This window comes from Propionicimonas sp. T2.31MG-18 (genome assembly GCF_964266745.1).
GTDB lineage: Bacteria > Actinomycetota > Actinomycetes > Propionibacteriales > Propionibacteriaceae > Propionicimonas.
Genome location: NZ_CAXWGX010000003.1, coordinates 22,236 through 45,963, shown reverse-complemented (window position 1 = coordinate 45,963; position 23,728 = coordinate 22,236). Strand labels below are relative to the sequence as shown.

Annotated in this window: 22 protein-coding genes; 7 read left to right on the top strand and 15 right to left on the bottom strand. The window is 73.8% G+C overall.

Annotated features, from left to right (window positions below):
- Window positions 1-18: 18 nt before the first annotated feature.
- Window positions 19-1,401 carry an MFS transporter gene (locus ACFQQJ_RS03655; RefSeq protein ID WP_377104298.1) on the bottom strand — a complete coding sequence of 461 codons (1,383 nt, stop codon included), beginning with the start codon at window positions 1,399-1,401 and terminating at the stop codon, window positions 19-21.
- Between the two features lie 113 nt (window positions 1,402-1,514).
- Here ACFQQJ_RS03655 and ACFQQJ_RS03650 point away from each other — a divergent pair, with 113 nt between their 5' ends.
- Window positions 1,515-1,784, top strand: a complete 270-nt coding sequence (locus tag ACFQQJ_RS03650; protein WP_377104216.1) for a DUF3039 domain-containing protein — start codon at window positions 1,515-1,517, stop codon at window positions 1,782-1,784.
- A gap of 6 nt (window positions 1,785-1,790) precedes the next feature.
- Here ACFQQJ_RS03650 and ACFQQJ_RS03645 read toward each other — a convergent pair whose 3' ends face one another.
- A complete protein-coding gene (locus ACFQQJ_RS03645) occupies window positions 1,791-3,518 on the bottom strand; it encodes an NAD-dependent malic enzyme (protein WP_377104214.1) in 1,728 nt (575 codons plus the stop codon).
- An 89-nt stretch (window positions 3,519-3,607) separates the two neighbouring features.
- Between ACFQQJ_RS03645 and ACFQQJ_RS03640 the strand changes: the two genes are divergently transcribed.
- Window positions 3,608-4,105, top strand: coding sequence for a SixA phosphatase family protein (locus ACFQQJ_RS03640; RefSeq protein ID WP_377104212.1), 498 nt, complete (start codon window positions 3,608-3,610; stop codon window positions 4,103-4,105).
- Window positions 4,106-4,114: 9 nt separating this feature from the next.
- Here ACFQQJ_RS03640 and ahcY read toward each other — a convergent pair whose 3' ends face one another.
- From ahcY to ACFQQJ_RS03610, 6 genes are all read right to left on the bottom strand, one after another.
- Window positions 4,115-5,530, bottom strand: coding sequence for an adenosylhomocysteinase (gene ahcY, locus ACFQQJ_RS03635; protein WP_377104210.1), 1,416 nt, complete (start codon window positions 5,528-5,530; stop codon window positions 4,115-4,117).
- Window positions 5,531-5,596: 66 nt separating this feature from the next.
- Window positions 5,597-6,574: a cation diffusion facilitator family transporter gene (locus ACFQQJ_RS03630; protein WP_377104208.1), complete on the bottom strand. Its 978-nt coding sequence runs from the start codon at window positions 6,572-6,574 to the stop codon at window positions 5,597-5,599.
- A 72-nt stretch (window positions 6,575-6,646) separates the two neighbouring features.
- On the bottom strand, window positions 6,647-7,657 hold the full coding sequence (locus ACFQQJ_RS03625) for a hypothetical protein (protein WP_377104206.1): 1,011 nt from the start codon (window positions 7,655-7,657) through the stop codon (window positions 6,647-6,649).
- Window positions 7,658-7,662: 5 nt separating this feature from the next.
- Entirely contained in the window at window positions 7,663-7,851 is a 189-nt protein-coding gene (locus ACFQQJ_RS03620; protein WP_377104204.1) for a Trm112 family protein, read from the bottom strand.
- On the bottom strand, window positions 7,848-9,203 hold the full coding sequence (manB, locus tag ACFQQJ_RS03615; RefSeq protein WP_377104201.1) for a phosphomannomutase/phosphoglucomutase: 1,356 nt from the start codon (window positions 9,201-9,203) through the stop codon (window positions 7,848-7,850). The genes ACFQQJ_RS03620 and manB overlap by 4 nt, the downstream gene beginning before the upstream one ends.
- A gap of 70 nt (window positions 9,204-9,273) precedes the next feature.
- Window positions 9,274-9,627: a DUF3499 domain-containing protein gene (locus tag ACFQQJ_RS03610; protein ID WP_377104199.1), complete on the bottom strand. Its 354-nt coding sequence runs from the start codon at window positions 9,625-9,627 to the stop codon at window positions 9,274-9,276.
- Between the two features lie 99 nt (window positions 9,628-9,726).
- On the opposite strand from ACFQQJ_RS03610, the gene ACFQQJ_RS03605 reads away from it, so the two are divergent.
- Window positions 9,727-10,167, top strand: a complete 441-nt coding sequence (locus tag ACFQQJ_RS03605) for a metallopeptidase family protein (protein ID WP_377104197.1) — start codon at window positions 9,727-9,729, stop codon at window positions 10,165-10,167.
- A 21-nt stretch (window positions 10,168-10,188) separates the two neighbouring features.
- Here ACFQQJ_RS03605 and ACFQQJ_RS03600 read toward each other — a convergent pair whose 3' ends face one another.
- The 5 genes from ACFQQJ_RS03600 to ACFQQJ_RS03580 form a co-directional block, all read right to left on the bottom strand.
- Window positions 10,189-11,556, bottom strand: coding sequence for a DUF5719 family protein (locus ACFQQJ_RS03600; protein WP_377104195.1), 1,368 nt, complete (start codon window positions 11,554-11,556; stop codon window positions 10,189-10,191).
- Window positions 11,553-14,501: a hypothetical protein gene (locus ACFQQJ_RS03595; protein ID WP_377104193.1), complete on the bottom strand. Its 2,949-nt coding sequence runs from the start codon at window positions 14,499-14,501 to the stop codon at window positions 11,553-11,555. Before ACFQQJ_RS03595 ends, ACFQQJ_RS03600 begins: the two co-directional genes overlap by 4 nt.
- Window positions 14,502-14,577: 76 nt before the next feature.
- Complete coding sequence (locus ACFQQJ_RS03590) at window positions 14,578-14,838, bottom strand: WhiB family transcriptional regulator (RefSeq protein WP_377104191.1); 261 nt, start codon at window positions 14,836-14,838, stop codon at window positions 14,578-14,580.
- A gap of 148 nt (window positions 14,839-14,986) precedes the next feature.
- The gene (locus tag ACFQQJ_RS03585; protein ID WP_377104189.1) at window positions 14,987-15,667 is read right to left on the bottom strand and encodes a hypothetical protein; all 681 of its coding nucleotides are present in this window, start codon (window positions 15,665-15,667) and stop codon (window positions 14,987-14,989) included.
- 87 nt (window positions 15,668-15,754) lie between these two features.
- The gene (locus ACFQQJ_RS03580; RefSeq protein WP_377104188.1) at window positions 15,755-16,831 is read right to left on the bottom strand and encodes a mannose-1-phosphate guanylyltransferase; all 1,077 of its coding nucleotides are present in this window, start codon (window positions 16,829-16,831) and stop codon (window positions 15,755-15,757) included.
- Window positions 16,832-16,864: 33 nt separating this feature from the next.
- Here ACFQQJ_RS03580 and ACFQQJ_RS03575 point away from each other — a divergent pair, with 33 nt between their 5' ends.
- Together ACFQQJ_RS03575 and ACFQQJ_RS03570 are read left to right on the top strand one after the other, a co-directional pair.
- Window positions 16,865-17,584: a TIGR03089 family protein gene (locus ACFQQJ_RS03575; RefSeq protein WP_377104186.1), complete on the top strand. Its 720-nt coding sequence runs from the start codon at window positions 16,865-16,867 to the stop codon at window positions 17,582-17,584.
- A gap of 35 nt (window positions 17,585-17,619) precedes the next feature.
- Window positions 17,620-18,474: a serine hydrolase gene (locus tag ACFQQJ_RS03570; protein WP_377104184.1), complete on the top strand. Its 855-nt coding sequence runs from the start codon at window positions 17,620-17,622 to the stop codon at window positions 18,472-18,474.
- A gap of 36 nt (window positions 18,475-18,510) precedes the next feature.
- Here ACFQQJ_RS03570 and ACFQQJ_RS03565 read toward each other — a convergent pair whose 3' ends face one another.
- Window positions 18,511-19,998 (bottom strand): LCP family protein, encoded by a 1,488-nt coding sequence (locus ACFQQJ_RS03565; protein ID WP_377104182.1) that lies wholly within the window; start codon window positions 19,996-19,998, stop codon window positions 18,511-18,513.
- Between the two features lie 1,121 nt (window positions 19,999-21,119).
- On the opposite strand from ACFQQJ_RS03565, the gene ACFQQJ_RS03560 reads away from it, so the two are divergent.
- Window positions 21,120-21,416: a hypothetical protein gene (locus tag ACFQQJ_RS03560; protein WP_377104180.1), complete on the top strand. Its 297-nt coding sequence runs from the start codon at window positions 21,120-21,122 to the stop codon at window positions 21,414-21,416.
- Between the two features lie 40 nt (window positions 21,417-21,456).
- Here ACFQQJ_RS03560 and ACFQQJ_RS03555 read toward each other — a convergent pair whose 3' ends face one another.
- On the bottom strand, window positions 21,457-22,839 hold the full coding sequence (locus ACFQQJ_RS03555; RefSeq protein ID WP_377104178.1) for a D-alanyl-D-alanine carboxypeptidase/D-alanyl-D-alanine-endopeptidase: 1,383 nt from the start codon (window positions 22,837-22,839) through the stop codon (window positions 21,457-21,459).
- A 250-nt stretch (window positions 22,840-23,089) separates the two neighbouring features.
- Between ACFQQJ_RS03555 and ACFQQJ_RS03550 the strand changes: the two genes are divergently transcribed.
- On the top strand, window positions 23,090-23,728 hold the full coding sequence (locus tag ACFQQJ_RS03550; RefSeq protein ID WP_377104177.1) for a carboxypeptidase-like regulatory domain-containing protein: 639 nt from the start codon (window positions 23,090-23,092) through the stop codon (window positions 23,726-23,728).

Here is a 23,728-nt window from a genome sequence, read left to right as displayed (position 1 = left end):
CGTCGCACACCGGTCCGTTCAGCGGGTCGTGGAGTGGTTCTCCACCGGTCCGATGCGCACGGACGTTGCGACCGAGGTGGCGGCGAGCAGCGCCATCGCGGTGAGCGCCCCACCGAAGCCGAGGGCGCTGTTGCCGGAGGTCAGCCCGAGGACGAACAGGGTGCCGGCCAGGCCGGCGCCGATGCTGTTGCCGAGCGCCTCGCTGACCTGGAGGGACGAGGTGTTGCGCCCGATGGCGACCGGCTCCGACAACTGCATGACGGCCAGCGACGTGCTCGACAGCGCGAGGCCCATGCCCAGCCCGCCGAACAACCAGCCCGCGACGGCGGCCATCAGGAGCCGTCCGGGCAGCCAGCCGGACGCGGCAACCAGCAGCAGGCCCGCGGTCGTGCTCAGCGTCCCGGCGAGGATGATCCGGTCGCGCCGCAGCCGCAGCCACGGCCGCGACTGGAGCCAGGCACCGGCCATCCAGCCGACCGAGCCGACGATCAGCACCGAACCGGCCCAGTCCAGGGGAAGGTGCTCTGCCTGCACCAGCATGAGCGGGAGGAACGCCTGCCCGCCCGCGAACGCCCCCGCGCTCAGCGCTCGGACGCCGAGGACCGCGTCCAGGCCGCGTCCCGCCGGGCGGAACCCGGCCGGGAGCAGCGGGGGCAGCGCCCACCACAACAGGCCGGCGCCGAGGGCCAGCCACAGCAGCGACCACACGTCGATGCGCTGCCCTGCGAGCTGGAGGGCGCCCGCCCCCGCAGCGGCCAGCGCGGCCCAGAGCAGGAGCCGAGGGGCGGAGCCGGCGCCGTGGTGGGGCGGCAGGTGCACCCTGCGCAGGGGTCCGGCCATCAGGCCGCCGCCGATCGCCATCAGCGGCAGCACCGACCAGAACACCCAGTGCCACGACAGGGCGGTGGTCAGCCACGCCGCGACCGGCGGCCCGACGAAGGACGGCACCATCCAGGCAGCGGAGAAGCCGGTGATCACCAGGGCGCGCTCGCGCTCGTCGAACACGCGGGCGACGAGGACCATCACGGTGAGGTTCATGGTGCCTCCACCGAGGCCCTGGATGAACCGTCCGGCCAGCAGCACCGGCATCGTGGGCGCCAGCGCGGACACCACCAGCCCGACGGCGAACACCGCGAAGCCCACCACCATCGGCGGCTTGGGACCGAAGCGGTCGCTGAAGCGCCCTGCCGCCACCGTGGCGAAGGTACTCGCCAGCATGAAGGCGCTGAAGGTCCACGCGTACAGGTCGAGGTCGCCGAGGTCGGCAGCGGCGGCCGGCATCGCCGTGGCCACCGCCATCGCCTCGAACGCGACCGCGCCCACGCTGAGCAGCAGCCCGACGGTGAGCCCGCGGCGGGACGTGCGCGCCGGCGCGTCCGCCACCCGCTCCGCCTCACCCATCGCCACGCCCTCCTGCCGAACAGCGGACCAGTCTCTCACGAACCGCCGGGGGCGCGACCGTGCCGGCCTTGGGTAGGTTGGGACGTAGCGGAAGCTGTCACGAGGAGGGCCCCATGACCACCGAGAACCCGCAGGTGACCACGATCGTCAAGGAGCGCACCGATGTGCGCCCGGACCTGCGGCCCGAGGAGGGCGACCACGAGCGCTTCTCCCACTACGTGCCGAAGGCCAAGCTGACCGAGGCGATGGTGATGGGCACGCCGGTGATCGCCCTGTGCGGCAAGGTGTGGGTGCCCTCCCGCAACCCCGACCGCTACCCGGTCTGCCCGGAGTGCAAGGAGATCTGGCAGTCGCTGCGTCCCGGCGGCGACGGCGAGGAGTAGCCCCGCTCAGGGCTCCCTGGCGGGGAGGATCTCCAGCCGGGGGTACTCCGGCTTCCACATGCGCTGGTAGATGTCGTTGATCGGGTTGGTCATCGGCCGGCGCGCCAGCCCCTGGCGCTCCGCGGTCTCCGCGACCGCCTTCGCCACCGTGGCCGCCACCACCCGCAGGTCGCTCATCGAGGGCAGCAGGGACGCCCCTGGCCGGTATTCGTTCATCAGGCCCGCCAGGGCGTCGGCCGCGGCGTAGATCATCTCGTCCGTCACCCGGGTCGCCCGCACCACGGAGACCCCCAGGCCCAGCCCGGGGAAGATCAGCGCGTTGTTGGCCTGCGCGATGGTGTGGTAGGTCTCGCCGTGCCGGATGGTGCCGAACGGGCTGCCGGTGGCGATCAGGGCGCGCCCGTCGGTCCAGGCCAGTACGTCGGCCGGGTGGGCCTCGCTGCGGCTGGTCGGGTTCGACAACGGCATGATGATCGGCCGCTCGCAGTGCGCGGCCATCGTGGTCACGACCTCCTCGCTGAAGGCGCCGTGGCGGGCGGAGGTGCCGATCAGGATGGTGGGCCGCACCTCGCGGACGACCTCCTCCAGCGTGATCCGGTGGGGGTCGGCGACGGTCCAGCCCGCCACCTCCGCGCGGGTGCGCGCGTACGGACGCTGGAAGTCGCGCACGCCCTCGCTGTCCTCGACCACCAGTCCCCGGCTGTTCAGGGTGTAGAACGCGGCGTGGGTGTCCTCCGGCGGCGTCCCGGCCCGCGCCATCGCCTCCCGGATCAGGTCGGCGATCCCGACCCCCGCCGTGCCGGCACCGTGGATCACCACCCGGTGCTCCGGCAGCGGCACGCCGGTCAGCCGGACGGCGGCAAGGACCGCGGCGAGGACGACCGCGGCCGTGCCCTGGATGTCGTCGTTGAAGGTGCAGATGCTGCCGGAGTAGCGCTGGAGGATGCGGTGCGCGTTGCCGGCCCCGAAGTCCTCCCAGTGCAGCATCGCGTTCGGGAAGAGCCGGGTGACGGTCTGCACGAACAGCTCGATGAACTCGTCGTAGCGCTCCCCGCGCACCCGCGCGTGCCGCTCGCCGAGGTACAGGTCGCTGTTCAGCAGGCCGAGGTTGTCGGTGCCCACGTCGAGCACGACCGGGATCGCGCGGCGCGGGTGGATGCCCGCGGCCGCGGTGTACACGCCCAGCTTGCCGACGGCGATCTGGAAGCCGCCGATGCCCTGGTCGCCGATGCCGAGGATGCCCTCGGAGTCGGTCACCACCACCAGGTCGACGTCGTCGGCGTCCATCTCGAAGTCCATCAGCGACCGCTCGACCTGCTCGGGGTGGTCGATGGAGAGGAAGACCCCGCGGGCGCCGGTGTACTCGTGGCTGAACCGCTCGATCGCCTCGCCGATCGTCGGGGTGTAGATGATCGGCAGCATCTCCTCCAGGTGCTCGCTGAGGAGCCGGTAGAACAGCACCTCGTTGCGGTCGCGCAACTGGGCGAGCTGGATGAACTTGGCCAGCGGCGACGGGGAGCGCAGGTACTGCGCGTAGGAGCGGCGCATCTGCTCCTCGATCGTGGTCACGCGGCTCGGCAGGAGCCCGGAGAGTCCCAGCTGCTCCCGCTCCTGGATCGTGAACGCTGTGCCCCGGTTGGCCATCGGGTGCACCAGGATCAGCCGGCCGCGCGCGCTGACCTGGAGCACCGCCTCCCGCGACGTGGTGTCGAGGGTGAAGTCGAGCTGTCGCATGCTGGCCCCTTCCGCGGCGGATCCCTGCCAGGGGCAGCCTAGGGCCTGGGCCGCGGGAGGTGCGTCCGCGTCACCCCTAGGATGTGGGCATGGCATCGAAGACGCTGATCGTCCTGCGGCACGCCAAGTCGTCCTGGCAGACCGCGGAGGCCGACCTGCGCCGCCCGCTCTCCGAGCGCGGCGAGCGGGACGCCGTGGCCGCGGGCAAGGTCCTCGCCGGGTACGACCTCGACGTCGTCCTGGCCTCGACCGCGACCCGGGTCCAGCAGACCTGGGCGGGGGCGGTGGACGGCGGCGCCAGCTGTGCGGACGTCCGGGTCTCCGAACTCATCTACCACGCCTGGCCCGGGGAACTCCTCTCGGAGCTGCGCGAGCTGGACGAGACCGTCCACACCGCGCTGCTGATCGGTCACCAGCCCACGCTCGGCGACCTGGTGACCAGCCTCGCCAAGCCGTCGGCCCTGGCCGAGCGCGTGCAGGCCAAGTACCCGACGGCCGGGCTGGCCGTGCTCACCTACCGCGGCGCGTGGAAGACCCTCGCCGACGGCAAGGCCACCCTGAAGCGCTTCGAGGTGCCCCGGGGCTGAGCCCGGGCTTCAGTACCGGTAGTTCTCCGCCTTGAACGGGCCCTCTGCCGGCACGCCGAGGTAGTCGGCCTGCTCCGGCGACAACTCGGTGAGGCGCACCCCCAGGGCGTCGAGGTGCAGCCGGGCGACGTACTCGTCAAGCTGCTTGGGCAGCGTGTACACGCCCACCGGGTAGGTCTCGGGCCGGGTGAAGAGCTCCAGCTGCGCCAGGACCTGGTTGGTGAACGACGTGCTCATCACGAAGCTCGGGTGCCCGGTGGCGTTGCCGAGGTTCAGCAGGCGCCCCTCGCTGAGCACGATGATCGCGTGGCCGTCCGGGAAGTTCCAGCGGTCGACCTGCGGCTTGACCGGCGTCCGGGTGACGCCCTCGAGCGCCTCCAGCCCGGCCATGTCGATCTCGTTGTCGAAGTGGCCGATGTTGCCCACGATCGCCAGGTGCTTCATCCGCGACATCTGGTCCGCGGTGATCACGTGGACGCAGCCGGTGGCCGTGATGAAGATGTCCGCGGTGCCGATCACGTCCTCCAGCGTCGCGACCTGGTAGCCGTCCATGGACGCCTGGAGCGCGCAGATCGGGTCGACCTCGGTCACGACGACCCGGGCACCCTGCCCGGACAGCGCGGCCGCGCAGCCCTTCCCGACGTCGCCGTAGCCGCACACGACGGCGAGCTTGCCGCCGATCAGCACGTCGGTGGCGCGGTTGATGCCGTCGATGAGGGAGTGCCGGATGCCGTAGCGGTTGTCGAACTTGCTCTTGGTGACCGAGTCGTTGACGTTGATGGCCGGGAACAGCAGCGAGTTGTTGCGGGCCATCTCGTAGAGGCGGTGGACGCCGGTGGTGGTCTCCTCCGTCACCCCGAAGATGCTGTTGGCGATGCCCACCCAGTCGAGCTGGGACTGGCGCAGCGTGGCCAGCACCACCTGGTACTCGGCCGAGTCGGACGCGGACGCCTCCGGCACGGCGCCGGCCTTGGCGAACTCGACGCCCTTGTGCACCAGGAGCGTGGCGTCGCCGCCGTCGTCGAGGATCATGTTGGGCCGGCGGTCGCCCCAGTCGAGGATCCGCTCCGTGGCCGCCCAGTACTCCGACAGCGTCTCGCCCTTCCAGGCGAACACGGGCACGCCCCTGGGGTCGTCGGGGGTGCCGTCCGGACCCACGACGACCGCCGCGGCCGCCTCGTCCTGGGTGGAGAAGATGTTGCAGGACGCCCAGCGCACCTCCGCACCGAGGGCGACCAGCGTCTCGATCAGCACAGCCGTCTGGACGGTCATGTGCAGGGAGCCGGCGATCCGGGCGCCGCGCAGCGGCCGGCTGTCGCCGTAGCGCCGCCGCAGCGCCATCAGGCCGGGCATCTCGTGCTCGGCGAGGGTGATCTGCTCACGCCCGAAGGCGGCCAGGTTCAGGTCAGCAACCGTGTAGTCCACGAGGGGTCAGACTACGCGACGCCCGCGAAGGGCCCACAACCGGCCCTTCCCGGGGAGCCCCCCGGGTCAGCCGGCGCTCGTGCCGGTGGCCGGCGCGGCGTCCCCCGGGGTGCCCCGGTCGATGTCCGGTTCCAGGTACAGCGCGGTCACCTGGGGGTTCGCCGCGCGGATCGCCACCTCCGCGTTGTCGATCACCTCGGCCACGCGGGCGGCGGACTCCGTGGGCTCGACGGCGATCTTCGCCGCCACCAGCACCTCGTCCGGCCCCAGGTGCAGGGTCTTGAGGTGGATCACCCGCTGGACGCCGGCCGCGGAGGCCAGCGACGCGGTGATCGCCGACACGGCCTCGGGCGTGGCCGACTCCCCCAGCAGCAGGGAACGGGTCTCGATCGCGAGGGTGATCGCCACGATGATCAGCAGGACGCCGATCAGCGAGGTGCCGACGACGTCCCAGACACCGTTGTGGGTGACGAGCGTGAGTCCGACGCCGAAGAGGGCGAAGAGCAGGCCGAGCAGCGCGGCGAAGTCCTCCAGCAGGATCACCGGCAGGTCGGGCGACTTCGACGTCCGGATGAACCGCGGCCAGGACTGCGTCCCCTTCAGCGGCAGGGACTCCCGGATGGCGGTGCGGAAGCTGAACCCCTCCGCGACGATGGCCGCGCCCAGCACCACCAGCGGCACCCACCACCAGCCGCCCTCCAGCAGCTCGTTGGGGACGCCGTGCAGGACTTCCTCGAGCTTGTGGAAGGCCTCGTAGAGGGCGAACAGGCCGCCCAGGCTGAACAGGATCACCGACACGAGGAACGCGCTGATGAACGGGGCCCGCCCGTAGCCGAACGGGTGCTCCTCTGTGGCCTCGCGCTGGGCCACCCTGCCCCCGCGGAGCAGCAGGATCTGGTTGCCGGTGTCGGCGACGGAGTGCACGCCCTCGGCGAGCATCGACGCGGCACCGGTCAGTGCCCAGGCGCCGAACTTGGTGGCCGCGATGAAGGCATTCGCCGTCAGGGCCGCGATGATCGCCCTTGTCCCGCCATGACTGCTCACGGGGTCACATCCTGCCAGAGAGGTGGGCGGGGGCCCACCGTCTCGCACCGTTCGGTGCGCGGGGGCGCAGGCTCACGCCCGGCCGAGGCCCACCTGCAGGTACGCCGCGGCGAACAGGCCCTGCTGGAGCACGGTCGCGTACCGCTCGACCGCCGTCCCCGCCTGGTGGGACAGGTTCGACACCAGCACGTCCTGGGCGAGCGCGGTGGAGCGCAGCCGTACGCGCTCCTCTGCGGCGTGCTCGTCGTCCATGCCGTCGTCCACCAGCACCAGGCCGGGGCGCTGCTCGGCGCCGGTCTCCTCGAAGGGGTCCGCGAACGGGTCGCGCGGCGGCACCTCGGTCAGCAGCGGGAGCAGCGCGCCGGCGTCCGCGGAGAGCACGATGCGGCCGCTCGCCGAGCGCAGGGCCTCCGCGATGCGGCGGCTGGCCCGCGCGGCGAGGATCGAGCCGCCCCACACCATCGGCTTGGCGTCGGCGAGTTCCAGCGCCACGGCCTTGGCGGGGTTCTGGGTCGCGTCGAGCGCGAGCGAGGAGTCGGTCGCCACCTGGTCGAGGGCGTCGGCCACCCCCTCGGGGTTGACCGAGGGGCCGAGGCCCAGCCGGTGCAGCGCGACGAGCGCGACGACGGCCGCGGCGAGCGGATCGCCGGTGACCGTGGGCAGCAGCGTGGTGGACGCCGACGCGGACTGGCGGGCGAGCACCGAGTCCTGGGGGCACACCACCAGCAGCCGGCACCCGCGGCGGACGGCCTCGAAGGCCGCGGCGAGGCTCACCTTGTCGCCCCCGCCCATCACCACGACGATGTCGAGCGGGCCGACCCAGCCCGGCAGGCCCAGGCGCGGCCAGGCCACCAGCGGCACCGGGCAGGTGGGTTCGAGGACGGCGCGCAGCAGGCGCGCCTCCGGCCCGAAGGTGATCAGGGCGCGGGGACGCTCGTCGGCGTCCAGCGCGGCCAGGGGGCCCTCCGCGGACACGGACTCGCGACGCACCCGCGCCCCGGCCTCCGCCAGCGGTCGCAGCAGGTGGTCGGCGGCCCGGAGGGCGTCGGGGTCCTCCAGCCGGGAGTCATCGAACTCGTACATCGCGCTCAGCCGGCGGTGCCGGGCCGCCGGGCCTCGTCGACGAGGAGGATCGGGATGCCGTCGCGCACCGGGTAGGCCAGCCCGCAGTCGGGGCCGGTGCAGGCCAGCTCGGAGGCCTCGTAGTCCCAGGCGAGGGTGGCGTGGCAGGCGGGGCAGACCAGAAGCTCGAGGACTTCTGCGGGCAGGTCGCTCATGACCGGTCCTTTCGGATGATCGACAGTGCTTCGTCACGCAGGGCCGCGACGGTACCGGCGTCCCTTGCCTCGACGTTGAGCCGCAGCAGCGGCTCGGTGTTGGACTCGCGGACGCTCACCCACCAGTCAACGCTGGTGACCAGCAGCCCGTCCACCCAGCTCACCTCCCCGCGCCCGGCGAACGCCTCCGCGACCTCGGCCATGGCGGCCTTCGGGTCGCTGACCGTGCTGTTGATCTCGCCGGACGCCTCGTACTGCGGCAGCTCGGCGGCGAGGGCGGACATCGGGCGTCCCGACCGGCCCACCAGCGCGAGCACGTGGAGCGCGGCCAGCATGCCGGTGTCGGCGCCCCAGAAGTCGCGAAAGTAGTAGTGCGCGGAGTGCTCACCGCCGAAAATCGCGTGGTGGGCGGCCATCACCGCCTTCATCTTCGTGTGGCCGACGGCGCTCGTTGCGAGTGCCCCGCCGGCGGCGGCCACCACTTCGCCGACCGTCCGGGAGGTGATGGTGTTCACCACGATCGTCCCGCCGGGCTCGCGCGCGAGCTCGGCCCGGGCGATCAGCGCGGTGACCACGGAGGGGCTCACGACCTCTCCCCGCTCGTCGATGATGAAGCAGCGGTCGGCGTCGCCGTCGAAGACGAGGGCGAGGTCGGCGCCGTGCTCGCGGACGGCGCGCTGCGCGTCCACCAGGTTCTCCGGCTCGAGCGGGTTCGGCGGATGGTTCGGGAAGCTGCCGTCGAGGTCGGTGTAGAGCCCGATGATCTCCACGTCCAGCGGGCCGAGCACAGCGGGGGTGGTGTAGCCGGCCATGCCGTTGCCCGCGTCCACCACCACGGTGAGGCGCCGCAGGCCGGACAGGTCGACCAGGCCGTGCAGGTGGGCGGCGTAGGCGCCGAGCAGGTCGTCCTCACGATACCCGCCGGGCCGGGCGACGGGGGGTAGTTCAACGTAGGACAACTCGGTGATCCGGGCCATCAGCTCCGGGGTGATCGGCGCCGCGTCCGGCAGGCAGAACTTCACGCCGTTGTACGCGGCGGGGTTGTGGGACGCGGTGAACTGCACGCCCGGGAGGTGGGTGTGCCCCGAGGCGAACCACAGGCCGTCGGTGCTGGCCAGCCCGACGTCGAGGACGCTCGCACCCTGGCCGCGGGCCCCCTCGGCGAAGGCGAGGCTGAGTTCCCGGCCGCCGGCACGCATGTCGCGGCCCATCACGAACTCGCGTCCCTCGAGCCCGAAGGCTGCGGCGAAGGCCGCGCCGATGGCGCGGGCACCGTCGAGGTCCCACTCCGGATGCTCGCCGCTGATGACTCCGCGGATGTCGTTGGCCTTGAATACCTGGGGCTGGATCACGCTGGTGAGCCTACCTGCCGGCGTCCCGGCGGGCCGCTCGCTCGCGCGCCGGACACTGGCAGGGGGAGGCTCAGTCGTCCTCGGGGTCGGCGAGCACGGCCAGGTGTCCCTTGCGCCGGGTGACCGCGGGCTGCACCGGTTCGGGCGGGCTGTCGGCCAGCCCCGCGCGGCGCACGGCGTCGGCCAGTGCCATCAGGTCGTCCGTGGACGCGCGCGGGCTGTCCAGGTCGCCCGGGAGCCGGATCACCTCCCAGCCACGGGGCACGCTGAGCCCGCGGGAGTGGGTGCGGCACAGGTCGTAGGTGCCCGGCTCGGTGCGCAGGGCCAGGGGCCCGACCACGGCCGTGGAGTCCGCGTAGACGAAGGTCAGCGTGGCCACGGCGGCCTCGGTGCACGCGGTCCGCGAGCAGCGCCGGTTGATCACGGCGCAACGTTACCGTCGGGCCAACGCGGTTCCCGGGAGCCGCGGCGGTGTGGCGACCCGCCCGCCACCGGCCGCCCCGCAGCTGGGTAGGGTGGCCCCATGAGGCGACGGGAGCGACACGGACGCGGCCTGCGCGGCCCCCTGGCCGCCCCCAATCCGTTCACCGGGGCGCCCGTCCCGCTGCGGCAGCACACGCGCGGTGCGGAGTTCTTCACCGCCTGCGTGCGCGCGTCCGTCGCCCGCACCGCACGGTCGTGCCCGCGGTCGCTCGTCGGGATCGACGTCGGCTTCGAGGAGGTGCCGGGCAACCTCGACGGCTGGCAGAGCGCCCGTGTGCCGCTCGCCGCAGCCGTGCCGGCCGGCCCCGGCCGCAACGGCCAGGTGGTGCTGTTCCGCCGTCCGCTGGAGCACCGGGCGACGTCGCGCTCGGAGCTGCGCCGGCTGGTGCACCGGGCACTTCTGGAGCAGCTGTCGGCGCTCACCGGCATCCCCGTGGACGAGCTCGACCCGTCCGCCGGTGACCCGGACGACGAGGACTGACCTCACCGGTCGGCCCGGGGGTCAGCTGCCCGCGTGCGGGTCGAAGACCACCGGCACCTCCGTACGGTTGCCCCCGGCCGCGAGGTCCAGCACGGCCAGGCCGCGGACCTTGCCCAGCTTCTCGGTGCTGACGATCGCCCCGCGCAGGTCGCCGGCCGCCGTCTGCACGCGCACCACCGTCGCGGCCGCCTTCGGAAGCGGCACCTCGAGGATCGCGCCGGCGGGGACCGTGACGTCCGTCGGGGCGCCGGGCTCCGCTCCGGTTCCCGTGGCGAGCGTCACCACGGCGTCGGACGCCCCCGGGTTGGCGAGCTGGAGGACGGTGGCCGCTCCGCGTCCCAGCGCGACCGGCCACACGGAGTCCTGCGGCAGCGGCGGCAGCGCCGCGGTGTAGGCGGGGTCGCGGCGGGCGTCGCCGCCACCGGTGTCGAGCCACACCGCCGCGGCCACCGGCTGCGTCGCGGTGATCCGCAGCGCCGCCGGGCGCGCGTCCAGGCCCGCCTGGAGGTCGACGGTGCGCGTCGTCTCCGGCGGCACCTCCACCTGCTCGACGCCGACGAGGTCTGCCGGGCCGTCGGTGGTGAGGCTGCTGACGGCGACGGTCGCGGTGCGGTCGCCCGGGTTCGTCAGCACCAGCGAGCGGGTGCCCTCGCCCGAGGGGATCCCGGGCACGACCAGGTCGGTGGCCGGTGCCACGGTCGCGGGGAGCCAGTCGGCGCCGAGCGGCACGTCCAGCTGCCAGGTGCGCTGTCGGACGAAGGCGGCGACGCGACCGTCGCCGCTGCTCACCCGCAGCGTGATCGGCCCGGAGACGCGGTCGAGGCCGCCCAGCGAGATCGTCTCGACGGCGTTACCGTCCACCAGCACGCCGCGGGGGGCCGTGATCCGTCCGTCGGCCCCGTAGGCGAGCACGTCCACCGACGCCTGGGAGCCGTCGAGGTTGGCGACCACGACCTCCGACTGCGCGATGGTGCGGATGTCCGCCCCGGCGAACCAGTGGTCGGTCGCCGGCGCGAGGCAGGCCGCGGCCGAGAGCCCGCGGTCGGGACCCGTGGCCGCGGCGACGACCGTGGTGGCGCCGAAGGGCGCCGGCAACAGCGCCGACACGCGCACGGGGGCACCGGGGGCGTCCACCACGTGCAGGCCGGAGGCGTCCGTGGCCTTCCCCGGGTCGGTGACCGGGGCGGTGCGCAGGCCGGGCCCGGTCGCCGTGGCGGCGACCCGCACCGCGCCCGTCGCCGACGCGAAGCCCGGGCAGACGACGGACGAGCGCGTCTCGGTCGCCGCGAACGGCGTCTCCGGAAGCGGCGGGGGGCCGGCGAGCGCCGAGGCGGCCGTCGCCACGGCGAGGACGGCCACGACGGCGCCGGGCCCGATCCAGCGGTTCACGACGCACCTCCCGCGGCGCGGCGCGGGCCGCTGTCCTCACTCCGGCGCCGCACCGACGGCGCGGCCATGATCGCCAGCAGGACGAGGCCGGCCAGTTGCACCCACAGCCACCACGCCGCGCCGTCGCGCAGCCGGTAGTCCAGGGGGCCGGACGCGGCGCCCACGGCGAACTGCGTCCCCGGCTCGCCGCCGGGGGCCCGCTCCAGGCGGCCGGCGCCGACGCTCACCTCCCACCGGTCGTCCGGGGGCTCGGCGAGGCGCAACAGCCGGTCGGGGGCACCCGGCGCGATCACCGCGCCCTGCCCCACCGGCACCCTCGACTCCTGGCCGCTGACGACCGCGATCGCGGAGTCGGGCACCGGCCACACGAACTGGGTGGCGTCACCGGTGCCCAGGCCGAGGCCGGGCACGCTGTTGATCGCCAGCCGCTGGCCGGCGTCCCCGCCGGTGAGGGTCACGTACGACACGCCGAGCGTGACGAGGTCGGGCAGCAGCTGGTCGTCCGCGCTGTCGCCGACGAGCCGCGCGGCCACCGAGGCGGCCAGCTGCTTGGCGGCAGGGTCTCCGCCGAAGGCCGTGCCGCGCTCGGCGTCGCCGAGCCGGGCGAAGTCGCCCTCGAGCAGGGCCCAGCGCACCGTCCCCTCCCCGGCGACGAGGGCGAGCGTGCGACCCGGGGTGTCGGAGAGCTGGGCGTTGCGGACGAAGGCCGGCACGCCGCCGACCGGCTGGCGCGTCACCCCCACCTGTCCCGCGACCACCCACCAGCCGCCACCGAGCAGCATCGCCGCGACGCACACGACCGCGAGCCCGAGGCTGGCCAGGTGGCGGACGCCGAGGTCGTGGCCCTGGAGTTCGGTGGCGATCCCGTCGAGACCGGCGCTGGCGGCCAGCACCAGCGCCCCCACCAGGGCCAGCTGCCACTCCAGCGCCTGCGGGCGCACCCAGGCGCCGGGCGGCACCTCGACGACCAGCCGGGTGAGGCCGAGCGCCACGAGGCCGGCAGCGCCCGCCCCCAGCAGTGCCCGGCCCGAGATCCCGGGACTGCGGACGGCGCCGGCAACGGCCGCGATCCACAAGACGGTGACGAAGGCGAGGGAGAGCCACAGCGGCGGCGAACCGGCCAGGGTGCGGCCGAGCAGGACGTCCCACGGCTCCACCGCCGCGGACGGCGCGAGCTGGGCCTCGATGCCGGTGAGCAGGCGTCCCGGGTAGCGCAGGACGGTGGGCCCCCACGGGCCGACGAGCAGCAGCAGCGGCGCGGCGAGCACCACGCCCCACTGCGCCCACGCCCGGGCGCGGCGCGCAGGAAGCGCGGTGAGGAGTGCTGCGGCGAGCCCCACCGCCCAGAACGCCGGGACGAGGGCACAGGCCAGCAGCATCCAGAAGGCGACCGCGCCGGCGCGACGCCAGCTCCACCCACCGTCCGCGAGCCACAGCCAGCAGCCGTACCCCAGCATGGGCAGCAGGACGGAGGTGGCGGCCAGCCCGAACGCGCCGGCGTTGAGCCCGCCGAGGAGGGCCGGCGCGAGCGCGTACCCGAGCGCGCCGAGACCGGCGAGCCTCCGGTCGGCGACCACCTGTCGCAGCAGCCGGAAGGCCATCAGCCAGGCCAGCGGCACGGCCAGCAGGAACGTGGCGGTTACCAGCCACTCCGGGCGCCCGAGGGTGACCAGCGAGAACAACGACGCCAGGCCGGCCCACGGCGCGCCCGAGACGTGCGCCGACCCGGGAACCGGGGACAGGTAGGAGGCCAGCAGGCCGGTCCAGTCGTCCGGCGCTGCGAGCAGCTGCGGCCCGGTGAGCGAGCCCGTGCCGAACACCGTCCGGGCAGCCACGAGCGCTGCGGCGCAGAGAACCAGGACGCCGGTGGCGGCGAGCGGCAGCCGGTAGCGCACGTCGCCGGTCGCGGCGAAGTCGTCGCCGGTCATCTCGTCCAGGCTCACCCCGCTGCCGCGACCGGTGAAGGTCTGCACCCACTCCACGAGGCGCGCGGCGACCTGCTCGGCCCCCCGCTGCACCCCGGCCCACCGGCCGGGACGCAGCCGTCGGGTCGCCTGGCGGGCCGCGGGCGTGATCGGCAGGGCGGCCAGCCGGTCGGTCACCGAGTGCCGCAGGCTGCGACCCCCCAGCCAGCGACCGAGACCCCGCACCTCTTCGGAGGCCCGTTCCGGGTCCTTGCCGAGCAGGTAGCCGAGGGCGGTGAGCAGGGTCACCACGACCAGGCGCGCGGAGGTGAGCCAGCGCCGCGCCGCGCGTGTGTTGCCCGCGACGAGCGCGAGACCCGCGGCACGCTCGTCCGCCGGGTCGTCGGCGCGGGAGTGGTCCACCACATGCGCCTCCGGGTCGGCCAGCACGCGGTAGCCGGCGAGGTTCGCCCGCCAGCCGAGGTCCAGACCCTGGTGGCTGCGGGGAAGCTCCGGATTGAGCCCGCCGAGGAAGCGCCACGCGTCCCCACGCACCAGCAGCCCGCCCAGCGGGACGCCGAGCGCGGGCACCGCGCCGAGCTGGCCCTGGTAGAGCTCGCCGGGCTCGGTCAGCGGACGCAGCCGCCCGCTGCCGCTGATGGTCTGGGCCCAGTCGCGCACCAGCGTCCCCGCCCCACGACGCCGCGGCTCGATCAGCAACGCCCCCACGACGGCGGCCGACGGATCGCGCCGCACGCGCTCGAGCAGGGCGGCGAGGGCGCCGGGAGCGGGCTCGGTCTCGTCCGGGAGGAGCCAGAACCAGTCGCCGTCCGCATCGGGGGCGAGGTCGTCCACCACGTCCTCGACGACGACGTCCGAGGCCTCCACCGCTGCCCGGCAGCGGGCCGCGGACGGCTCACCGGCGACGGGGAGGATCGCCGCCACGACGTGGAAGGCGCTGTAGTCGGCGGGAGCCTCGTGGTCGATGGTGTGCAACCAGGCCCAGGGGTCCTCACCGGACTCGACACTGCCCTCGCTCACGCACACCCTTTCCGGAAGATCGGCTCGACCGGAGGCACAGCCTACCGCCGGGGCACGGACACGCCCCGGGGACGGGTCAGATCGCGCGCTTCTTGAGGCGGCGGCGCTCGCGCTCGCTGAGCCCGCCCCAGATGCCGAACCGCTCATCGTTGGACAGGGCGTACTCGAGGCACTCGGACCGGACGTCGCAGGAGAGGCAGACCTTCTTGGCCTCCCGCGTGGAACCGCCCTTCTCGGGGAAGAAGGCCTCCGGATCCGTCTGGGCGCAGAGAGCGCGGTCCTGCCAGCCGAGGACGCCCTCGGCGTCCGGCTCCGTGACCAGGAACAGTTCCTGCATGCGACCAACTCCTCGACCCAGCCCGCCCGAAAAAGCGCGAACTACTTGAAGAGAATTACACGCCTGTCATTCGCGATAAGTCAACCCCGGTGGGCTACCATTCGGCCCCCGGTCGCCCGGTCCCCCGAACGGGGGACCCCGGCGGCCTTCACTGCCCCGCGGGCTCGTCCCGGGCCGCCGACGCGGCCTCGTCGCGGAAGATCGGGGCCTCCTGGCCGGACGGCATCCGGGTCGCCCCCGGCGCGCCGGCGGCCGCCTCGTCCGCGGTCCGCCACACGGCGCCGGCGGCCTCGCCACGCTGCCAGGTGGTGCGCGGTTCGGTCTCCGAGGGGAGCTCGCCGGCCGTGTCCTCCGCCTCCTCGGGCGCAGGCAGCGCGAGCGGCGCGGTGTCGATGCGCCCCGCGTTCACCCCGCTCAGCAGCACCCACAGCGAGCCCGCGGCGATGCCCTTCAGGATCAGGTCGAGCAGCGCGCCCACGATCTCCAGCACGCGCCCCAGCGCGTTGTCCGCGGCCGCCGCGCCGAGCGCGTAGCTGACCAGCGTCAGAATCACCCCGATGGTGAGCACCCACGCCGCCACCAGGGTGAGCGTGCGGGCGTGCCGGGTCGCGGGGGCGATGAAGAAGCAGGTGCAGACGACGACGATCACGGCGACCAGCAGCGAGATGTTCATCAGCGAGCCGCCGATGGCCTGGAACGCCTCGAACGGCGGGACGGCCTGCTGCACCTGGAGCACCAGCTGAACGATCCCGAGGACCAGGTTGGCGGCGACGAGCGCGATCAGGATCCAGGCCAGGGGCTCGCGGATCCGCTTCAGGTTCTCGATCATGCTCAGGTTCCTCCCAGGGGTGCACCGGCCAGCCTAGCCAGCCGGGCGCCTGCGGTGGCGCCGCCCGCTACCGGCGGGACGTCGCGCTCACGCGAACTGCGGCCCGGCCTGCAGCGTGACCGCGGCGACCAGTTCCTTGATCCGCTCGGCGTCCTCCGCGCGTGCCACCAGCGTCGCGGACGGCGTCCGCACGACCACGAGCCCGCTCACGCCGAGCAGCGCGACCACCGAGCCGTCGTCGTCGTTGACCACGACGTTGTCCGCTGCGTCGATCGACACGCTCAGCCCCGACACGGCGTTGCCCGCGGCGTCGGTGCCGAGGATCTCGGCCAGGCTCTGGTAGCCGCCGACGTCACGCCAGGAGACCGGCAGCGCGACCGCTGCGACGTGCGCGCTGCCGTGGCCGGCCGACACCGGCTCCATCACGCCGTAGTCGACGGAGGTCCTGGCGAGGCCGGGGAAGATCTGCGCGAGCCGGTCGGGGTGCTCGGCGAGCTCCGTGATCGACGCGTGGGTGGCGGGGAGCAGCAGTCGCAGCTGCTCCAGCAGGGTGGCCGCACGCCACACGAACATGCCGGAGTTCCACCAGTACTCGCCGGAGGCGAGGTACCCCTCTGCCACCTCGCGCGCGGGCTTCTCCGCGAAGTCGAGCACGGCATGGGCACCCTCGAAGCCGGGAAGGGCCGCCCCGCGGTGCAGGTAGCCGTAGCCGGTGTGCGGGCTGGTCGGCACCACGCCGAGGGTGACCAGCACGGACGGGTCCGCCTCGGCCACGGCGTAGGCGGTGCCGAGGCAGCCGGCGAACACGTCCACCGGCTCGATCACCTGGTCGGCGGAGACCTGCGCGATCACCGCGTCCGGGTCGAGCCGGTGCAGGACGGCCGCGGGCCAGGCGACGGCGTTGAGCGAGTCGCGTCCCACCGGCTCGCCGAGGATGTTGCCCGCGGGCAGTTCCGGCAGTTGCGCGGCGACCACGTCGGCGTACGCAGCCCCGGTGACCACCCACACCCGCTCGGCGGGGACGGAGGCCAGCGAGCGCTCGAACGCGAGCCGCAGCAGGCTCTTCCCGCCGACCAGCGGCAGCAGTTGCTTGGGCGTTCCCTGCCGGGACAGCGGCCACAACCGCGTCCCGGACCCACCGGCCATGATCACGACATATCGCACGCCTCGAGGGTAGGGCACGCCTACCATGACCGGGTGGCAGGTACTCCGGTTGGTGAGAATCCCGTGGTCAGCGCGCTCTCCCGACGGGCGAGGGGAGGCGGCGCCGACCCGCTGCTCACCTGGTACCGCCCCGAGACCGGCGCGCGCACCGAGCTGAGCGTGCGCACGGTCGCCAACTGGGTGGACAAGACGGCCAACCTCCTGGAGGAGCTCGGTGCGGAGCGTGCGGTCGCCGGCCCGGTGAGCGCAGCCCACCCCGGCCACTGGATGAGCCTGGTGTGGCCGCTGGCGGCCTGGCAGCGGGGGCTGGCGTACGTCGCCGGAGCGCCGGACGCCACGTGCGAGGTGGTGGTCACCGGCCCCGAGGACCCCCGCGCACACGCCGGGCTGACCACCCTCGCCTGCTCGCTGCACCCCCTCGGGCTGGGTCTGCGCGGGCTCGGAGACGGCGTCCTCGACTTCAGCACGGAGGCACTCGCCCAGCCCGACGCGCACGCCGCCGTGGCCGTGCCCGCGTCCGCCCTCGCCTGGTCCGGCGACGGGAGTGCCCGCAGCCACGGCGACACCGGCCTCGTCGCGCCGCGGGCCGGACGCGTGCTGGTGCGCCCGTCGACCGCGTGGGAGACGCTGGCCTCCGCGCTCCTCGGGCCGGTGCTCGGCGGCGGCTCCGCGGTCGTGGTGGAGGGCCCGGTGGAGCCGGAAGCGCTGGCACGGATCGTCGCTGCCGAGCGGACCACGGGCCCGGTGGCATGATGGCCAGCGCCACTCCCCTACCCGACGGAGGCCGCATGCTCTCGCGCCGCACCCTGCTCACCCGCGTGGGGCTGGCGACCGCCGGCGCGGGCGCCGCGTCCCTGCTCGCCGCCTGCGGCGGGCCGTCCATTGCCCGCCCGACCGCCTCCCCGACCGGATCCCTGCCCGAGCAGCTGGACGACGTGCTCGCCACGATCGCCGACGGCAACCAGGCGTTCGGGGTGTACGTCGAGGACGTCCGCAGCGGCGGCACCTACAGCTTCCACGGCGACTACGCCAGCCAGAGCGCGTCCATGGCCAAGCCGATGATCGTGTGCATGGCGCTGCGCAAGGCGCGCGCCGACGGCGGCACGCTGAGCCCCGAGAACGTCGAGCACGCGCAGAAGGCCATCCGCAACTCCGACAACGACGCGGCCACGGCGCTGTGGACCTACGCCGGCTACCAGGGCTACCAGTCGCTGGCCGACGAGCTCGGCATGACCCACACCCACCTGGACGAGAAGAAGTCCGACCAGTGGAGCTGGACCTGGACGACCCCGCAGGACCAGGTGCTGCTCGCGCGGACCCTCGCCACGGGCGGCTCCACGGCCCTGACCGACGACGAGTGCCGGTTCGTGTGGGACCTCATGGGCCAGGTGCAGGACGACCAGGCCTGGGGAATCGGCAAGCCCCGGTCCGCGACCGTGTCGGCCCACCTCAAGAACGGCTGGGTCCAGTTCCAGTCCACCGACAACCTGTGGGCGGTGAACTCGATGGGCGGCGTCCAGGGCGACGGCCGCGACTACCGGATGGCCGTGATGACCCGGGTGACCGACTTCCCGACCGGCCGCGAGGTCACCAGCGAGGTCGGCACCTGGGTGTTCTCGATCCTGGGATCGGGCAAGCTCTGAGCCTGCCCCGCTTCCCGGGCCGCGGGCCGGGGCGGGTCAGCCGCTGACCTTGCAGACGCTGTCGAGGTTGTCGGTGTTGGTCTTGCTGGGCTTGCCGCTCTTCGTCCCTGTCGGCTTCGGTGACGCGGTGCCATCAGCCGGCGCGGAGGTGGACGCGGACGCGGTCGGCGCGGCGTCCGCGGCCTCGGACTCGGCGATCCGGTCCTTCACCACGGTGCGGATCTTGGCGAAGTCGGGGTCCATCGGGACGACCAGTGGCGGGGTGAAGCTGACAGAGGCCATCGGCAGGCTCTTGCCCTTCACGGCGAGGTCGAGCAGCGTGCCCAGCTCCGAGGTCGGAACGTTGGTCGCGACGATCTGCTCGCCGGCCGCGGCGATGTCCTGGAACTTGGTGAGCACCGTCGTCGGGTTGAGCTGGCGCAGCATGGCGTTCATCACGCACTTCTGGCGGATCATCCGCTCGTAGTCGGTGGAGTACTCCCGCGAGCGGGCGAACCAGAGGGCGTGGAAGCCGTCGAGCTTGACGTTCTTGCCGGGCTCGATCCAGTCGTAGACGCCCTTCGGGCCGTGCAGGCTGCCGATCGGCACGCGCTTGCCGATGTCGAGCCGGATGCCGCCGACAGCGTTGATCAGCTGCTGGAAGCCCTTCAGGTCGATCATCGCCCAGTAGTTGATCTTCAGTCCGAGGGTCTCCTCGATCACGCCCCTGGTGGCCTCGACGCCGGGGTACTTCACTCCGGGGAACAGCTTCTTGTTCTGCACGGCGAGGGTGTAGACGCCGTTCAGCATGCACGCGTCGGCGAGGTTCTTGACGTGGCAGAAGTAGCCGTTCGGGTACTTCGCGTGCAGCGGGGAGTCCGCCGGGAACGGCGCGTGCTGCATGTTGCGCGGGAGGCTGAACAGCACCGTCCGGCCGGTCTCCGCGTCGATGCTGGCGACCGTCATGGAGTCCGGGCGGAGGCCGGTGCGGTCGGCGCCCGCGTCCCCGCCGAGCAGCAGGACGTTGATCCGTCCGTTCTGCACCTGGGACGTGCCGCCGCCACCGAACACGTTGCCGAAGAGCTTGGCCTGGGTGCCGAACGCGGAGGACGCCGTCCAGGCGATCGTGCCGCTGGTGATCGCGAGCGCGAGGGCCACGATGCCAGAGACCCACCGTCCGGCCGTCGACAGGTGGCGTGGGTTGGCCAGCCACCACGCGTCCAGGAGCAGCAGGATCCAGCCGGCACCGAGCACGGGGGCGACCCACTTCAGGACGGTGAGCGTGACCGGGTTGGCGTAGAGGCCGATGAGCAGCGCGCGAGCGGGCGTGAGCAGGAGCAGCGCGAGCACCAGCACCGCGACCACGATCGCCAGCCAGGTGCGGACCGCGACACGGCCGAGGCGGCGCTTGCCGACCGCCAGCTGGGCGGAGCCCGGCAGCACGACCGTCATGCCCATCAGCACGAGGGAGCGGCGCAATGCGACGCCCTGGCTGCGACGCAGCGGGGACGGCAGTGCCACGCCGGGCTGTGCTGTCGTGGCCATGGAACTCCTGCGGGGAAGGCGAGCGGGCTCCGTCCAGTATTACCGGCCCCACCCAGCGCTCCCGTGAGCCGCGCCGCCGAGCCGCCTCTTCCGGCCGCCCGGTCCGCCGCCCGGGGGCGCCGCCGCTCCCCCTCCCCCGTCCCACCAGCCCACGCCGTGCCGCTCCCCCGTCCCACCAGCCCCACCCGCCGCGCTCGCTCCCGAAAGCAACTCCCGCTACCGGAATTCCGGCGGCGAGAGTGGCATTCGGGGGCAAACCGGGAGGGACGCGTCCCGCGGCGCCCACGCCGTCCCACCAGCCCGTCCACCACTGACACGCCCGCGTCCCACCCGCCCCACCCGCCGCGCTCGCTCCCGAGAGCAACTCCCGCTACCGGAATTCCGGCGGCAAGAGTGACAATCGGGAGCGCCAACCGAGAGGGACGCAGGCCGCGCCGCTCCCCGCGCCCCCATCCCACCAGCCCCACCCGCCGCGCTCGCTCCCGAAAGCAACTCCCGCTACCGGAATTCCGGCGGCAAGAGTGACATTCGGGTGCAACGGGGAGGAGGGCGAGGCGAAGCCAGGCGGGCACCCGCGAGCGGCGTGCCACAGACCGACCCTGGTAGCCGCGCCCCAGGGCTGGGCAGCCGCCGTACCAGCAGCCGCACGCGTTGCGTTCGCTTCCGAACGCAACGCTCGCTGCCGGTTTTTCGGCGGCAGGAGTTGCGTTCGGGAGCAAACCGGGGGCGAGGGGAGGGCGGGCGGAGCGTGGGGACGCGCGCGGCCGGGATGACCAAGGGCGCGGCTATTTGGGTAACCAACAGCGGGACCAAGCGGCCGTCGGGGCTGGATCGGCGCTCGGGGATGGGTGAATCTGGTGGTGCGCCGCAGAGGCGGCACAACTCAAGAGGCGAAGTACTCCGTCGCACGCGTCGTCGCACTCCCCCGGCGACGACGTCCCGGACCCCCACGGGCGCGGCGGGCAGGACCCCGGGCAGGACCCCCCACCCGGGCCAGATCGGCCGGAGCCGTCCCCCCTCCGACTCCGGCCACACTTCGGTGTGGTACACCGGCCCCGCTGCACACTGCCGTCGCGGCGGGGCCGCCTACACCTCCACCACCCCCGACTGGAGGACCAGAGATGAGCACGATCACCGAGCGCCTGCTGAGCCGCCTCGAGAACTGGCTCGACCAGCTCGTCGAGCCCGACACCCGCTACGTCTGCGGCGGCTGCGACGACCGCTTCCACACCCGCCTCCAGGGCGTGGAGCACCTCCTGAGGTTCCACCCCGAGTTCCAGGGCGTCGTGGTGTACGAGTCCGACGATGCCGAGGCCAGCGTCGAGGACTGGCGGCCCACGTGGACCAACCGGACGGCCGGCGCGTCGCTGTGGAGCGCAGAGGACGCCCGTCCGGTCGGCGTCCGGCTCACCGCCTGACCCCCGGACGCCGCGCGCGGGCCCAGCCGCGCTCCAGGGTTCAGCGGCAGCCGCACCCGGCGATCACGGCCGCCTCACGGTCGAGCCAGTCGTAGACCCGGTAGTAGCTGGTGGCCTTGTTCCCCAGCTCGGCGAACACCAGCAGCGCGCCGTCCGCGGTGGTCACGTAGCCGGCGAGCCCGGCGAGCCCGCTCAGCGTCCCTGTCTTGGCGTGGACGACGTGCCGCCCGGCGGCCTCGGACCGGTCATCGAACCTGTACTTGAGGGTGCCGGACTCCGCGGCCACCGGCAGTCCGCCGATGACCGGGGCGAACCGGTCCTCCGCGAGCGCGAGCCGGACGGCGGCCGCCAGCGCCGCGGGCGCGAGCCGGCTGCCCGGAGCGAGCCCGCTGCCGTCCAGGATCCTTTGCCCGGTGACCCACAGGCCGTTGTCCGCCGCCCACGCCGTGACGTTCGCCGCGGCCCCGGCGAAGCTCCCCGCCCGCCCGTTGGCGAGCGCGGCGTGCCGCGAGAGCGTCTCCGCGGCGACGTTGTCGCTGAGCAGCAGGGTGCGGTGGACGATCCGGGCGGTGGTGGTGGACGTGACCCGAGCCAGCTCTGTCGCCCCCGCGGGCGCGGTGGCGGGCAGGATGGAGGTGACGGTGATGCCCGCGGCGCGCAACCGCGCGGCGAAGGCCTTGGCCGCGGTCTTCGGCGGGTTGGACGCGGCCCGTCCACCCGACACCTTGCCGGAGTTGATCTCCAGCGCGGCGACGCGGGCCTCCCAGCCCAGCCACTTCGACTTCCAGTCGGGGCTGAAGGTGGGCCCGGTGAACAACGAGGCGTCGTAGCGCAGGCCGACGCTGGTGCGTCCGGCTGCCCTGAGCGCGGCAACGGTCGCCGCGGCGAGCTTCTGCAGCGAGGCCGTCTTGTACGAGGAGGTGGACGTCTTGTCGGTGAGCAGCGGGTCGCCGCCGCCCACCAGGACGATCCGCTTGCCGTCCGCGTCGACCACCCGCGTGGCGAAGGTGCGCTCGGGCCCCAGCGCGTCGAGGGCGGCCATCGTGGTGAAGAGCTTCATCGTCGAGGCCGGCGTGAGCGGCGTGCCCGACGAACGGTCGGCGAGCACCTGCCCGTCTGTGGTCGTGACCACCACCCCCACCTTCTGGATGCCCTTCGTGGAGACCTTCTTCAGCCGCGCGGTCAGGATGGCGGGATCCGGCAGCGGGGCGTCCGCGGCGAGCGGGACGGCGAGCGGTGCCGCCGGTGCGACAGCGGGCGCTGGCACGGCGCGCGGCGCGGCCAGGGGCGCGGCGGGCGGCACGACGGCGACCGACGGCGCGACCCCCGGCCCGCAGAGCACGACCAGACCGGCGGCCACGGCGCCGCCCAGCCAGCGCCGGGCGTGACGGGACGAGGGGGACGTGCGATGCCGGGGGGACATGGGACGCATTCTCCCCTGCCGCGCGGGGACACGCCAGAAGCCGGCCCCACCGAAGCCCCGGAGCCTCGACCCCCGGCTGAGGCCGCGCGCCCGGAGCGTCTCACGGGCCGGGTGATACCTGCGGTGGTTGGGCATTACTACCGCCGCCGCACACCTATCGCCCGCCTCGCGTGCCGCTCTACTGTCCGAAACGCCCACCGTGTGAGGACATCGCCGTGGAACACGCGAGCACTCCCGTGCTGGGGTCGCCATGAGCGCCACCCAGGAGGCTCTGGACGGCCTCGTCACGGTCCTGACCGCGGCGTCCGGGACGGCCGGGCTCCAGCTCGTCCGGCCGGGCCAGCCGCACGACGGCCCCCGGCCCGCCGTCCTCGTCACGCCGCTCGCGCTGGACCGCGTCGGGCGGTCACGCCGCGCGGGCGCCCTGCTCGACCTCGAGTTGCGGGTGGCCGTCGAGACCTCCGGAGACGACGTCCTCGGGCTCACCGAGGCGCTCCTGCTGGCCGCGGAGTCGGTGACGCACACCCGGCTCGAGTCCCTGCCCAAGGACCGCCCCGGCTTCGGGTTCCTGATCGGGCTGCCGGTCAGCGTGGCCGTCCCCGAGCCGACAGCGCCGCCGGTGGAGCAGGTGGTCGTCGACCTCCAGCCGCTGGTCGCGCTCACCGGCACCGTCGTCGACCCGGACGGCGCCGCCGTCCCCGGCGCGGAGGTGAGTTCCGGGCTCACCCGGCAGCGGGTCACGACCGACGCGGCCGGCGCGTTCAGCCTGCCCGGGCTGTCGCGCCCCACCACGCTCACCGTTTCCCGCGGGGCCCGCCGGGCCACCGTCGAGGTGCCCGCGTCACCCACCGGGCTCCGTCTCGTCCTACCCAACCACGAAGGGGGTTGA

Coding starts and splice junctions, on each gene's coding strand:
- ACFQQJ_RS03655 (WP_377104298.1), bottom strand. CDS start 1,401: ATGGGTGAGGCGGAGCGGGTGGCGGACGCGCCGGCGCGCACGTCCCGC.
- ACFQQJ_RS03650 (WP_377104216.1), top strand. CDS start 1,515: ATGACCACCGAGAACCCGCAGGTGACCACGATCGTCAAGGAGCGCACC.
- ACFQQJ_RS03645 (WP_377104214.1), bottom strand. CDS start 3,518: ATGCGACAGCTCGACTTCACCCTCGACACCACGTCGCGGGAGGCGGTG.
- ACFQQJ_RS03640 (WP_377104212.1), top strand. CDS start 3,608: ATGGCATCGAAGACGCTGATCGTCCTGCGGCACGCCAAGTCGTCCTGG.
- ACFQQJ_RS03625 (WP_377104206.1), bottom strand. CDS start 7,657: ATGTACGAGTTCGATGACTCCCGGCTGGAGGACCCCGACGCCCTCCGG.
- ACFQQJ_RS03620 (WP_377104204.1), bottom strand. CDS start 7,851: ATGAGCGACCTGCCCGCAGAAGTCCTCGAGCTTCTGGTCTGCCCCGCC.
- ACFQQJ_RS03605 (WP_377104197.1), top strand. CDS start 9,727: ATGAGGCGACGGGAGCGACACGGACGCGGCCTGCGCGGCCCCCTGGCC.
- ACFQQJ_RS03590 (WP_377104191.1), bottom strand. CDS start 14,838: ATGCAGGAACTGTTCCTGGTCACGGAGCCGGACGCCGAGGGCGTCCTC.
- ACFQQJ_RS03585 (WP_377104189.1), bottom strand. CDS start 15,667: ATGATCGAGAACCTGAAGCGGATCCGCGAGCCCCTGGCCTGGATCCTG.
- ACFQQJ_RS03570 (WP_377104184.1), top strand. CDS start 17,620: ATGCTCTCGCGCCGCACCCTGCTCACCCGCGTGGGGCTGGCGACCGCC.
- ACFQQJ_RS03565 (WP_377104182.1), bottom strand. CDS start 19,998: ATGGCCACGACAGCACAGCCCGGCGTGGCACTGCCGTCCCCGCTGCGT.
- ACFQQJ_RS03560 (WP_377104180.1), top strand. CDS start 21,120: ATGAGCACGATCACCGAGCGCCTGCTGAGCCGCCTCGAGAACTGGCTC.
- ACFQQJ_RS03555 (WP_377104178.1), bottom strand. CDS start 22,839: ATGTCCCCCCGGCATCGCACGTCCCCCTCGTCCCGTCACGCCCGGCGC.
- ACFQQJ_RS03550 (WP_377104177.1), top strand. CDS start 23,090: ATGAGCGCCACCCAGGAGGCTCTGGACGGCCTCGTCACGGTCCTGACC.